General features: G+C 39.8%; 13 protein-coding genes. 9 read left to right on the forward strand and 4 right to left on the reverse strand.

The annotated features are described in order from the left end of the window. Positions 1 to 53 precede the first annotated feature (53 nt). Positions 54 to 1,265 carry a nicotinate phosphoribosyltransferase gene (gene pncB / locus AC1Z3T_RS14710; protein ID WP_004825951.1) on the reverse strand — a complete coding sequence of 404 codons (1,212 nt, stop codon included), beginning with the start codon at positions 1,263 to 1,265 and terminating at the stop codon, positions 54 to 56. A 272-nt stretch (positions 1,266 to 1,537) separates the two neighbouring features. On the opposite strand from pncB, the gene dtd reads away from it, so the two are divergent. Beyond that, a complete protein-coding gene (gene dtd, locus AC1Z3T_RS14715) occupies positions 1,538 to 1,978 on the forward strand; it encodes a D-aminoacyl-tRNA deacylase (protein WP_004825949.1) in 441 nt (146 codons plus the stop codon). A 77-nt stretch (positions 1,979 to 2,055) separates the two neighbouring features. On the opposite strand, the gene AC1Z3T_RS14720 is transcribed toward dtd, so the two are convergent. From AC1Z3T_RS14720 to serB, 3 genes are all read right to left on the reverse strand, one after another. Beyond that, complete coding sequence (locus tag AC1Z3T_RS14720; protein WP_004825947.1) at positions 2,056 to 2,535, reverse strand: SCP2 sterol-binding domain-containing protein; 480 nt, start codon at positions 2,533 to 2,535, stop codon at positions 2,056 to 2,058. A gap of 214 nt (positions 2,536 to 2,749) precedes the next feature. Then, positions 2,750 to 3,064: a ciprofloxacin tolerance protein AciT gene (gene aciT, locus AC1Z3T_RS14725; protein WP_004825944.1), complete on the reverse strand. Its 315-nt coding sequence runs from the start codon at positions 3,062 to 3,064 to the stop codon at positions 2,750 to 2,752. Positions 3,065 to 3,489: 425 nt separating this feature from the next. Next, entirely contained in the window at positions 3,490 to 4,710 is a 1,221-nt protein-coding gene (gene serB, locus AC1Z3T_RS14730) for a phosphoserine phosphatase SerB (protein ID WP_005035050.1), read from the reverse strand. A 59-nt stretch (positions 4,711 to 4,769) separates the two neighbouring features. On the opposite strand from serB, the gene AC1Z3T_RS14735 reads away from it, so the two are divergent. The 8 genes from AC1Z3T_RS14735 to glmS all read left to right on the forward strand — a co-directional run bounded on the left by AC1Z3T_RS14735 (position 4,770) and on the right by glmS (position 13,177). Beyond that, on the forward strand, positions 4,770 to 6,074 hold the full coding sequence (locus AC1Z3T_RS14735; RefSeq protein ID WP_100886185.1) for a hypothetical protein: 1,305 nt from the start codon (positions 4,770 to 4,772) through the stop codon (positions 6,072 to 6,074). Positions 6,075 to 6,365: 291 nt separating this feature from the next. Then, the gene (gene ribBA / locus AC1Z3T_RS14740) at positions 6,366 to 7,487 is read left to right on the forward strand and encodes a bifunctional 3,4-dihydroxy-2-butanone-4-phosphate synthase/GTP cyclohydrolase II (RefSeq protein ID WP_004825939.1); all 1,122 of its coding nucleotides are present in this window, start codon (positions 6,366 to 6,368) and stop codon (positions 7,485 to 7,487) included. A 101-nt stretch (positions 7,488 to 7,588) separates the two neighbouring features. After that, positions 7,589 to 8,059 carry a 6,7-dimethyl-8-ribityllumazine synthase gene (gene ribH, locus AC1Z3T_RS14745; protein WP_004718750.1) on the forward strand — a complete coding sequence of 157 codons (471 nt, stop codon included), beginning with the start codon at positions 7,589 to 7,591 and terminating at the stop codon, positions 8,057 to 8,059. 3 nt (positions 8,060 to 8,062) lie between these two features. Next, a complete protein-coding gene (nusB, locus tag AC1Z3T_RS14750; RefSeq protein ID WP_004825937.1) occupies positions 8,063 to 8,512 on the forward strand; it encodes a transcription antitermination factor NusB in 450 nt (149 codons plus the stop codon). A gap of 11 nt (positions 8,513 to 8,523) precedes the next feature. Continuing rightward, entirely contained in the window at positions 8,524 to 9,441 is a 918-nt protein-coding gene (gene thiL / locus AC1Z3T_RS14755) for a thiamine-phosphate kinase (RefSeq protein ID WP_004825934.1), read from the forward strand. Between the two features lie 22 nt (positions 9,442 to 9,463). Further along, positions 9,464 to 9,940: a phosphatidylglycerophosphatase A family protein gene (locus AC1Z3T_RS14760; protein WP_167387403.1), complete on the forward strand. Its 477-nt coding sequence runs from the start codon at positions 9,464 to 9,466 to the stop codon at positions 9,938 to 9,940. A 21-nt stretch (positions 9,941 to 9,961) separates the two neighbouring features. Further along, positions 9,962 to 11,326: a bifunctional UDP-N-acetylglucosamine diphosphorylase/glucosamine-1-phosphate N-acetyltransferase GlmU gene (gene glmU, locus AC1Z3T_RS14765; RefSeq protein ID WP_005035042.1), complete on the forward strand. Its 1,365-nt coding sequence runs from the start codon at positions 9,962 to 9,964 to the stop codon at positions 11,324 to 11,326. A 12-nt stretch (positions 11,327 to 11,338) separates the two neighbouring features. Beyond that, complete coding sequence (glmS, locus tag AC1Z3T_RS14770) at positions 11,339 to 13,177, forward strand: glutamine--fructose-6-phosphate transaminase (isomerizing) (RefSeq protein ID WP_100886187.1); 1,839 nt, start codon at positions 11,339 to 11,341, stop codon at positions 13,175 to 13,177. The last annotated feature ends 177 nt before the right edge of the window (positions 13,178 to 13,354 follow it).

Raw genomic sequence — 13,354 nt, forward strand, 5'->3', positions numbered from 1 at the left:
TCCAATAAGCTGATTTTTCACATTCTTTTAGCAAAAAATCAGATAAGAATTTTCTATGCTTCGACAACTTCTGGTATTTCAAAGACCTGTCGCAGATATGCCAAAAATGTATCATTATCTGTCATGGTTTTTCCTGGACTATCAGAAATTTTCGCGACAGACTGACCATTGCACTCCACCAATTTTAAAACAATGTTCAATGGAGTTTGTCCCATATCATTGGTCAAATTGGTGCCGATACCAAAACTGACTTGGAAACGGTCTTTGAAGTATTGGTACAATGCCCAAGCTCTTTCGATATCTAAACCATCACTAAAGGTTAACATCTTCGCTTTGGTATCAATTTTTAATTTACGATAATGATGATACGCCTTATCACCCCACTCAAAAGGGTCACCACTGTCATGGCGCAAGCCATCAAATAGTTTGGCAAAATACAGATCGAAATCTCGTAGGAATGCGTCCATACCAACAACATCGGTCAAGGCGATCCCTAAATCTCCACGATACTCTTGTACCCAAGTTTCCAAAGCGGCTTTTTGAAAATCTCTTAGACGCACATCCAAGGCTTGGAAAGCTTGCAAAAACTCATGTGCCATTGTTCCAATTGGATAAATATTTAATTCTTTTGCCAAGAGAACATTACTGGTTCCTCTGAAAACATTGGGTACCGCTGCATGGAACGTTTGAATGACATGTCGCTGCCAGTCCAAGCTATAACGACGACGCGTACCAAAGTCAGATACCAAGAATGGGGGCTTATCCGTCTGTTGCTGCTGTTCAAGTTTCTTTAATAACTCAACTTTGGCTTGTAAACGTCGTTCGCCTTCAGCATACACCTCATCATTGCGAATACGGCTAAAATAAAGCTCATTGACGATCGCAAGAACAAAAATTTCAAACATCATCGCTTGAACCATTGGACCTTCTACCCAAATATCCAAACGACCTTCTTCATCTATACCCGCTTTAATAAAACGGCGTTTCAGTTGGAATAATTCTAAATAATCAACAAAATCACTTTTGATAAAACGCATGCTGCGTAAATATTGTAATTCGTCTTCTTTAAATTTTAGTAAGCAAAGATGATCCAATTGTTCATTCAAATCCTCCAAAATATCCGTTAATGGATAAACGGTATCATCCAGATTACGGCAGCGGAAATGGTAGACACTGTGAGTTTGGGGAAATTTATGCAGTACCACTTGCAACATGGTAAATTTATATAAATCGGTATCCAGCAAAGATTGAATGATTGGAGCCATATCTGTTTGTAATTTCGCTATGCTTTTTTTATTAAAGCATATTTTTGAAGTGCATAACGTAATCATTTCGCTGTGAATGGCTATATTTGCAATTTAACAGTGCTTAAAAATCGAACACCTAGGTCTTTTTCATATCGGAAAATGCTGAATAATCAAACAAAAACCATGCTTATTCAAATATTTATAATGTTTTAAAGTTGGGCTTTTTTAGACAATCTTGATGTTCTATAACTGTTAGAATGGTCTTATCATATTTTAGTCTTATTGTTCTTATGCGTGCATTATTACAACGAGTGTTAGAAGCCAAAGTCGTGGTTGATGGTCAAGTCACAGGAGAAATCCAAACAGGAATTTTGGTTTTTTTAGGTTTAGGTAAAGAGGATAACTTTGAAAAGGGTCAAAAACTGATTGATAAGATTTTAAAATATCGATTTTTTGATGATGAACAAGGAAAAATGGGTTGGAACGTCAGCCAAGCCAATGGTGGACTTTTGCTGGTTTCGCAATTTACCTTAATGGCGCAAACGCAAAAAGGCTTGCGTCCCGACTTTGGACCAGCAATGCCACCCACTGAAGCCAAAGCACTGTATGAACAATTGGTTGCATATGCGCAATCACAATTTGAAAATGTACAAACAGGAATCTTTGCCGCAGATATGAAAGTGCATTTGGTCAATGACGGACCTGTGACCTTCAACCTAGAGGTCGAATAAGCTCGCATACACAATACAAAATCGCTGTTTAAAATATAAAAAAGCCCGAATGGGCTTTTTTAATGTTTGAAAAACAATTATCGACCTGTCTTTTCCTTTAAGAACTGACGTGCCAATTTGATTTTTTCTTTGACAGGTTTTGGTACTTTCGGTGGGATTAACTTAGCAACTTGGTTAAACCACACCAGTAAACTAAAATCACCTTCCATTTTAATCGTGCCGTTTTGCATACCCGTCATAAATGCAGTTGGATCACCTTTGACCAAAGTTTTCACACCTTGATCACTGTCAGCAAACTGTAAAACGAAATCCGCTTTTTGTTCAGCACCTGAAACTGTATCAATTTGACCGTTATTGACAATAATTTGGCGAGCCACGCCTAAGTCTGTACCAATCTGGATACGGAACTGACGATCATGGGTCAATTCAATAAATTTTGGGCTGGTACGCGCCAATTGTTTCATACGAAGCGCTAAACCCAATACAAGTAAATCCAATGGATCTGTACTTGCATCAACGATTGGTAACTTCACAACTGGAATTGCAGAAAGTTTCATGACATTTAAGCCTGTTGTTTTTTAAATTAGATCCGAATTTGCTCATCCTAGCATAACTTGTCATTTCTTAGACATGGCTTTGAGAACAAAGTATAAACTGAAAAAAGGTATACCATTTTGATATACCTTAAAATGTCTAAATTGATTTTTTTCGTGTAATTAAAGTCACTATTGTTATCTTGGTTTGCATATTGTCATTCTGTTCACTCAATATTTATTCATCTTCATAGACTGGGGTATGTTCAATATATTGACGATTTGCCAGTGCTTTTTGGGCACGGCTGTCTTCACGTAATAACAACGCAATCAATGCAGACATTGCAAGCATGATTGCCGTTAAATAACTATATGCTACCGAAAGATCGAAAATATTCTGTACGCTGTAACGCATTGCTTCTAGAGTGCCCCAGAAGATCATACCCGCAAACATAAACCCTAACCAATGACGATAAGGGGAAAAGAAAACAGTAGCCAACGCTGCAGCAATTAGAGCGAATCCAATCAATGTTGCAAATGTCGCTGATACCATAACAACCTCCGTCAAAATGATGTCTCTCATAAACCGTCTAAGTGGTGTTTCACAACAAGTTCAAGCTTTATAATTTTTCTTTAACCATCTTATAGAAGCTTATGCATTGCATTATGTATGGTTTTTATGAGAAGGAAAGTGCTGTTTTTCGGGTAAACGACACACTTTGTCGCAACATGCATTTGTCATTACATTTTTTAAGAATCCTGTTTTTCTCAAAATCTAATTGCCATCAATCATGCAGTGTCATTACAAAAAAATACATGTTGTTTTTCTATAGAAATAAAAAAATTTAAGTTTTAAAACGAATCTCTTTTTCAAAAAGTATTATTTAGATTTGATGACAGCAAAGTGGTTCATTTTCAAACAAAAATAGCGACATTATGTCGCTATTTTTCATGTTTCGGCAATCTTATTTAAAGCATTTAAGCACGAGTGAGGTCTTTATCATGAACACCCAAGAGGTAAAGTACACCATCTAAACCAACACTTGAAATGGCTTGATTGGCATTTTGACGAACCAAAGGTTTAGCACGGAATGCCACGCCTAAACCAGCGATAGACAGCATCGGCAAGTCATTTGCACCATCACCCACAGCGATCGCCTGCTCTGGTGAAATTCCCATTTTTTCAGCCAATTCAGTCAATAAATATGCTTTGCGTGCACCATCTACGATATGTCCTTTCACTTCACCTGTGACTTGACCATTTTCAACATCAAGGATATTGGCATGAACTTCATCAATACCTAATTTCTCTTGTAGATATTCTGCAAAATATTGAAAACCACCCGATAAAATTGCAGTTTTATAGCCCAAAGACTTCAGGGTAGAAATTAAACGCTCCGCACCTTCAGTAATGGTTAAACGTGCGGCAATTTTTGGTAAAACCTCAGCATCTAAGCCTTTCAACAAGGCTACACGTGCACGGAAGCTTTGCTGAAAATCCAATTCACCTTGCATGGCAAGTTCGGTGATTTCAGCAACCTTGTCTCCCACACCTGCTTCTTTCGCCAACTCATCAATGACTTCTTGTTCGATTAAAGTTGAGTCCATATCAAAGCAAACTAAACGGCGATTACGTCGGTAAGCATTGTCTTCCTGCACAGCGACATCAATGTTTAATTCAGCCGAAAGACGTAAACATGCTGCACGCATCGCTTGTGCATCTAGCATCTGTCCACTTAAACCAAATTGGACACATGAACGTTTGAGTATATCTTGATGCCCATCACGCTCAGGACGACCAGACAAACGAGTCACTGTTTCAATATTAAATCCCTGACTTGAAACAATATTTGTTACAGCTTGTAAGTGTGCAGCAGTTAATTCAGGTGCCAATGCCGTCACGATATAGCGGGTACGCCCACCTTCGCTTACCCATTGGTCATATTCTGTACCTGAAATTGGTTTAAAACGAACGGTAAGACCAATATCATGTGCTAAAATAAGGATGTCTTTCATTGCTAAAGCTGTTGCAGTCTGGTCGTTTGACGACACTACAATACCTAAAGTCAATTGATTGTGAATGACCGCCTGCCCTACATCTAATATTTGCAAAGAATGTACGGACAACACTTGCATTAATCGAGTAAACTGATTGGGTTGGTCAGGTCCTAAAAATGAAATAAGAATGATTTCTCGCATGAATTGACTCGGGTCTGAGCTACAACAATTGGAAGAATCATAATCGAAATCGAAATTTTTTGCTTTGGAAGTTTACGTTGAATGCGCCAAGACAAGGGCTATTTGCTAGCCTACTTATTGTAAGTTTTGCATTTCATACCTTTTTATTGGTAGTTGCAACAACACATCAGTTAAATGAAAACCGTGCCAGTCAAGGGCAACTGATGACCAGTCAACTGGTCACAGACAGCCTGTCTGAGCTTGAACCTGCGAATACAGTTTCATTGGCACTGTTGGCAAATCGTTATGCGACCAATCCAAGCGTTGCTTCGATTCGAATACTTGATGCTAAAAAACAAGTGCTTGCAACCAGCGGCATGGCAAAAACTCGCCAAGGCGAAGTATTTGTTCGTGATGCATTGCAGAACGAGAAAAAAGTCGGAACGATTGAAATTACGTTAATCAAACCGAGTATTGGTGAAATTTTACGGACCCAATGGCTTGCGATTTTAGTTTCACTTTTAATCCACGCTTTTCTTTGGTTGGCTTATCGTGCAATTGCACGCCCAACGCGTAGTGAATATTTGGCACGTATCAATAATGAGGCGCGCTTAAAACACGAAATTCAACAATTAACAGAAGCTTTGGAGGCTGAAAAAGCCAATCGCACCTTAGCAATTGCTCAGGCACAGCAACAGGCTCAAAACAAAGTTAAACCTGAACCTAAAGTTGCGGTCACTTCTGCTGTCGATGATGATCAAGAAATTCTTGCATTGAATATTCAGTATTATGATCCAAAACAATTGATGAATACCGTCAATCAATCTGTATCTGTACCTTATTTTAACTTATGTCAGATTTTCCTGAATAAAAGCATTGAACTTTGTGCACAACATTTCAAACTCAATTCTAAAGATTTCGTCATTCATCAAGCGTTTAATCAACACGGGGCGATCTTGAGTATTGATGCTGAAAAGCCCGATGCTGCACAATCCATACTGATGATTGGTTCAGTGTTCCAATTGCTGTCTGAGGTTCTGTACAAACGTTATCGCGAAGACAAACGCTTCGTTTTACAAACACGCTGTGCCGTGACCACTTCTGTAGAAGCAATGCAGTTGGATGCTAAACATGCAGCAGAACGTTTGGTGAATCATTTAATTGCTAAAGAAATGGCACTGTACTTAAGCAATGATCAACTCAAACATATTGGTGATTGTTATCAATTGGTCGCTTTGCCAAATCCTACCAATGTACTGACACGCCACGCCTTTATGATTAATGGAATGAATAATGAGTGTGCTGAGCTTGCACAAAATATTCGTACAGAAATTTTAAAAGGAAAAAAACAAAACGTCAGTTCTGAACCTGTTTCAGACCTATAATTCAAATCAGCATAAAAGCGTTCTACCCATAAAGGTAGAGCGCTTTTTTATTTTTACTTGCTTTAATACTCATAAGCTCATCTTATTTTTTTCGAAATAAGCGTTTAATGTTTGTTCAAAATCTGCATAAATCAATTTTCCTTCTCTTTTCATACCCCTATAAGCTTGTGTATAACTATGAGCGGTAAAGGAAGATGATAAGCATAGGCAAAATACGTAAAAACGCGTTAGACTATGTGCCGAATGAATCCAATGAAAATGTCACACGACAGAACAAAAAGGTGAAGGTTGATGCCGCTCAATACCGTTGAAGAGCTTGTAGCAGATATCCGTGCAGGGAAAATGGTTATCCTGATGGATGACGAAGATCGTGAAAATGAAGGCGATTTGGTGATTGCTGCAACACATGTACGTCCTGAAGACATTAACTTTATGATTACACATGCACGTGGTCTAGTGTGCTTGACCTTGAGTCGTGATCGCTGTAAGCAACTGGATTTACCATTGATGGTCGATCACAACGGTGCACAACACAGCACAAACTTCACGCTTTCAATTGAAGCGGCAAACGGTATTACAACAGGTATTTCTGCGGCAGAACGTGCACATACCATTCAGACTGCGGTTGCTGCACATGCCAAACCTTCTGATATTGTACAACCAGGTCATATTTTCCCATTGATGGCTCAACCAGGTGGTGTACTTCACCGTGCTGGGCATACCGAAGCAGGTTGTGACCTATCTCGTTTGGCAGGCTTAGAACCAGCTTCAGTGATCTGCGAAATCATCAATGAAGACGGTACAATGGCACGTCGTCCAGATCTTGAAGTGTTTGCAGAAAAACATGGTTTGAAAATTGGCACGATTGCAGACCTCATCCATTATCGGATGACCAATGAACAAACGGTAGAACGTTTGGATCAGCAAAGCATTGATACTGAATATGGAACATTTGATCTTTACCGTTACCGTGAAATCGGTAACCCAGATATTCATTTGGCTTTGGTGAAAGGTGAACCTAAACAAGGTGTAACCACTGTACGTGTACACGGTTTCAATCCTGCTCGCGACTTACTTAAACTCAATAAAAAAGATGGTGAGCCTGCGTGGAATCTAGATAAAGCACTGAAAACGATTGCCCATAGTGATCGTGGTGTATTGGTCTGGATCGGGCAACGTCATTTATCTGATTTAGGTCCAGCGTTAGAAGCATTGGGCAAACCAAAGCCGACCAAATCAAATGCCGCACTTTCTCAGCAATATCAAACGATTGGTGTAGGTGCTCAGATTCTACGTGATTTAGGCGTAGAAAAAATGAAGTTGCTAAGCTCGCCACTCCGTTTCAATGCATTATCAGGATTTAATCTGGAAGTGGTTGAGTATATAACCGCTGAACAAGAGATTGATTCATAATTGTTTCAATTGATCTCTTTGATCTGGATGATCCTATGAAAGAAAGCATTTGATCAAAGAAATCTGTAAAATAACTTATCTGTAAAATTATCGAGGTTGCTATGGCGATTCGCCGAATTGAAGGTTTATTACATCTCGCGAGCGAAGACCGTTACGCGATTTTAGTTGGTCGTTTTAACAGCTTTGTTGTTGAACATTTATTAGAAGGTGCAATTGATACATTGCATCGTCATGGTGTAAGCGACGATAATATCACTGTCGTTCATGCACCTGGCGCATGGGAACTTCCTGTTGTCGCTAAAAAACTTGCAGCTTCAGGTAAGTTTGATGCAGTGATCGCTCTTGGCGCAGTGATTCGTGGAAGTACACCACATTTCGACTTCGTTGCAGGTGAATGTGCCAAAGGTTTAGGTGTAGTTGGTTTAGATACTGGTTTACCTGTAATTAATGGTGTATTGACTACGGATAGTATTGAACAGGCGATTGAACGCTCTGGTACAAAAGCAGGTAATAAAGGTGGTGAAGCTGCCCTTACTGCAATTGAAATGGTTAACCTGTTAAAGGCAATTTAAAGCATGTCGCAAACACTCCAAGCTACTTATGCAGCGAAACGTAAAGCACGTCGCTTTGCTGTACAAGGGATTTATGAATGGCAAATGAGCCACAACCCAGTGCATGAAATCGAAGCACGTACACGTGCTGAAAATGCTATGCATAAAGTGGATCTGAGCTATTATCATGAGTTGCTCACTACTGTGATCGCAAACCATGAAGCATTGGATGCTTTACTTATTCCAGTACTTGATCGTGAGATTGATGCATTAGACGGTGTAGAACTTGCTACATTACGTTTAGGCGCATATGAACTCAAAGATCATCTTGAAATTCCATATCGCGTGGTACTGGATGAAGCCATTGAATTGGCAAAACACTTTGGTGGTGCAGACAGTCACAAATACATCAATGGTGTATTAGACCGTTTAGCAACAAGCCTGCGTGAAGCAGAAAAACAACAAGCGAAATAAGTTGTTTTTACATGGCTGAGTTTTCAATTATTGAACGCTATTTCAATCGTCAGCAACAGTCTGATGTTGACTTAGGTGTTGGAGATGACTCAGCCCTGCTCACCCCGCCTTTAAATCACCAACTGGTGATTTGCACAGATACACTTGTCGCAGGACGGCATTTCCCCTTAGATACTTCTGCCCATGCCATTGGTTGGAAATCTGTCGCTGTCAATCTTTCAGACATTGCTGCCATGGGTGCAAAACCGCATAGCATTCTTCTAGCATTGAGCTTAGCCCAAATCGATCATGACTGGCTAAAAGATTTTAGTCAGGGATTATATGATTGTTGTGATCAATTTGGGGTACGTTTAATTGGTGGTGACACCACACAAAGCCCTCAGCTGACCATCACCGTAACCGCACTTGGCTGGATTGAAACTGGTCAAGCTGTGACGCGTGCGCAAGCACAAGTGAATGATCTGATTGTGGTCAGTGGTTCTATAGGTGATGCCGCATTTGCGCTACAACATTTAGGGCATCCCCTTCAACAACGTCTAGACTACCCAACGCCTCGTTGTGAACTTGGCGCAATGCTCAAAGGTTTAGCGTCCAGCATGATTGATGTTTCAGATGGCTTAGCTCAAGACCTTGGGCACATCTTGGACGCTTCTAAGGTCGGTGCTAAAATTAATTTAAATCAACTCCCGATTAATCCTGCTTTAAGGGATTTAAGTGAAAATCAGCAATGGAAATATGCTTTGGCTGGCGGAGATGACTATGAATTATGCTTTACAATAAGTATGCAAAATTATGATAAACTTTTGCAATTACAACCCAATGTAAGCACTACAATTATTGGAAAAGTTACACAACAATGTGGCATTGCATTTGAGAAAGATGGCTTAGACCATTCATTGCAACTTCAAGGGTACCAACACTTTGCATAAACCTCCGATTGTCTTTAAAAATATGACATGGACAGAACGCTTTATTGTGTTCTGTGGTGTAGGCTTTGGTTCTGGTTTAGCACCCAAAGCACCAGGCACTTTCGGCTCTGCTTTTGCCCTATTGTTTATCCCCATTTGGCTTGCAATTGGCTTTTATGGCGCCATATTGGCAATCATAATTATGTCTTTGGTCGGCATCTGGATTTGTGGAAAAACGGCAGACATTATTCATGTGCATGATGATGGTCGAATCGTTTGGGATGAGTTTGCAGGGCAATCTATTACATTTCTTCCCTTGATCTATATTGGACAAATGAATTGGATATGGGTGGTGGTTGGATTTGCATTGTTCCGCTTATTTGATGTTTGGAAACCTTGGCCAATTCGCATCATTGATGAAAAAGTCGATGGCGGTTTTGGCATCATGTTCGACGACATTATTGCAGGGGTCTGGGCAACAATATGTATCATGATTTATTTATATTTTAAAATGGCTTAAGCCAGATCTGTTAGGTGTGATATGTCTACAACTGTGATCATTCTTGCGGCGGGTAAAGGAACGCGTATGCGCTCACGTTTACCGAAGGTACTTCAACCTTTAGCAGGACGTCCATTACTCGGTCATGTAATTGAAACAGCAAAACAATTACAAGCAAAAAATATTATTACCATTTTTGGGCATGGCGGTGATCTGGTTCAACAGGCATTCGCACAAGAAAACGTTGAATGGGTAGAACAAACTGAGCAATTGGGTACAGGGCATGCCGTTAAAGTGACCTTACCTGTTTTACCTAAAGATGGAATTTCGTTAATCCTTTCTGGTGATGTACCTTGTGTGCAACACAGTACCTTGCAACGTTTAATCGATGTGTCAACGACAACAGGTATTGGCTTAGTTACATTGACGCTTGAAGATTCAACCGGTTATGGACGTATTGTTCGTAAAGATGGAAAAATTCAAGCAATCGTTGAACATAAAGACGCTTCTGAAGAACAACGCCAGATTAAAGAAATTAACACAGGTATTTACTGTGTCAGCAATGCCAAACTGCATGAATGGTTACCTCAACTCAGTAATGACAATGCGCAAGGTGAATACTACCTGACTGACATCGTTGCAATGGCATTGGCTGACGGAATGGAAATTGCCTCAATTCAACCTGAATTGGCATTTGAAGTTGAAGGCGTTAATGATCGTATCCAACTTGCGGCTTTGGAACGTGAATTTCAAAACTATCAGGCCAAACAGTTGATGCAACAAGGTGTGCATTTAATCGATCCATCACGTTTTGACTTACGTGGTCAACTCACAGTGGGTACCGATGTTCGTATTGATATCAATGTGATTATCGAGGGCAATTGTAGCTTTGGTGATGGTGTTGAAATCGGTGCAGGCTGTGTGATTAAAAATACTCAAATCGCTGCAGGTACTAAAGTTCAAGCGTATAGCGTATTTGAAGATGCTGTGGTGGGTTCGAATGTATTGATTGGTCCATTTGCGCGACTTCGTCCAGGTGCTCAACTCGCAGACGAAGTGCATATTGGAAACTTTGTAGAAGTTAAAAACTCCACAGTTGGTCTAGGCTCAAAAGCAAATCATTTTACCTATTTAGGTGATGCTGAAATTGGTGCAGGCTCGAATATTGGTGCAGGTACCATCACCTGTAACTATGATGGTGCCAATAAGCACAAAACAATCATTGGTGATAATGCCTTTATCGGCACCAATAATTCTCTGGTTGCCCCAATCAAGATTGGTCATGGCGCAACCACAGGTGCTGGTTCTGTGATTACCCATGACGTCGCTGACAACAGTCTTGCATTTGAACGTGCAAAACAAATTTCTAAAGAAAATTATCAACGTCCCCAAAAGGTCAAGAAATAAGAGGATATTAATATGTGTGGTATTGTTGGTGGCGTTGCTGAACGAAGCATTACAAATATTTTAATTGAAGGTCTAAAGCGCCTTGAATATCGTGGTTATGACTCTGCTGGTGTTGCCCTTGTTGACCAAGGTCAAATCTTGCGTGAACGTCGTGTTGGTAAAGTTGCCAATTTAGAAGGGGCAATTTCTGAATCAAATATTTTAGGTTCCCTGGGTATTGCGCACACCCGTTGGGCAACTCACGGTAAACCTACTGAAAATAATGCCCATCCACATATTTCTGGGCATGTGGCTGTTGTACATAATGGTATTATTGAAAATTACCAAGAACTCAAAGATGATCTTGAAGCGCTTGGTTATATATTCACTTCACAAACAGACACTGAAGTTGTTGCACATTTAATTTCTGAAGCACTCAAATCAACGCCAAGTTTACTGAAAGCAGTTGAAGAAGTTGTTCCTCAACTGAAAGGTGCTTATGCATTGGGTATCGTACATACTGATTTTCCTGATGAATTGATCGCTGTGCGTGAAGGTTCACCTTTAGTGATCGGTGTAGGTATTGGCGAAAACTTTATCAGTTCTGATCAATTGGCGCTTTTACCTGTCACCAATCGTTTTATTTATCTTGAAGAAGGTGATATTGCACGTTTAACCCGTGAAACTATTGAGGTTTTTGTTAAAGATCAATTGGTTGAGCGTCCTGTTAAGGAGTTAGATGCCGCAGTAAGCAATGCATCAAAAGGTGAATACAAGCATTATATGCTCAAAGAAATCTATGAGCAGCCTGAAGCAATTCAGCAAACCATTTCTCAAGCATTAAATGGCAATGCATTGCGTGAAGACTTTTTACAAAATGCTGAAGTTGATTTTAAAAATGTCCAACAAATTCAAATTCTTGCTTGTGGAACCAGCTACCATGCGGGGATGATTGCAAAATATTGGTTTGAACAACTGATCGATTTGCCATGCCAAGTTGAAATTGCCAGCGAGTTCCGTTATCGCTCGCCAGTGATTGTAGCAAACACCCTGTATATCTGTATTTCACAATCAGGTGAAACAGCGGATACTTTAGCTGCCTTACGTGATACACAAAAACGCGCGCAGGCAAAAGGCTTAAATATTTGCACCATGACCATTTGTAACGTTGCAACATCGTCAATGGTTCGTGAAACCAACCATCATCTTTTAACCCTTGCTGGTCCTGAAATTGGTGTTGCTTCAACCAAAGCATTTACCACTCAGCTTGCCGCTTTAATGCTGTTAACACTGAAACTGGGTCAGGTTAAACAAAGCATCAGTGCAGAATCTATTGAACAAATTACCTCTGCGTTATGGCATATTCCAAAGGTTATTCTTGATACCTTACAAAATGATGCGGAAATTTTACGTTTATCAGACCTGTTCAAAGAGAAACAACACTGTTTATTCTTGGGTCGCGGTACAGAATTCCCGATCGCTTTGGAAGGTGCTTTAAAGCTTAAAGAAATTTCATATATCCATGCTGAAGGTTATGCTGCTGGCGAATTGAAACATGGTCCATTGGCTTTGGTTGACAATGATATGCCTGTGGTTATTCTTGCACCGAATGATGATATGTTGGATAAACTCAAATCAAACATGGAAGAAGTTCAAGCGCGTGGCGGTGAATTATTCGTATTTGCCGATGAGAACAGTGGAATCGTCAATAAAGACCGCCAACATGTTGTTAATGTACCTGCGGTCAATGGATGGTTAGCACCGATTGTTTATAGTGTGCCAGTACAGTTATTATCTTATCATGTTGCGGTATTACGTGGTACTGACGTAGACCAACCGCGTAATTTGGCTAAATCAGTCACTGTTGAATAATTCATGTTTTAGATATTGAGTATATGTATCTGATTGATAAAATCTAATATATACCCATAGTAAAAGATCCACACAATTCATGCATGAAAATGGCATGGATGTGTGGATTTTTTTATATAAGACTGTATAGAAGTACATCAGACTTTAAATATTTTGATCAATAATAAAATAGAGCAG

The organism is Acinetobacter sp. B-6 (genome assembly GCF_056930735.1).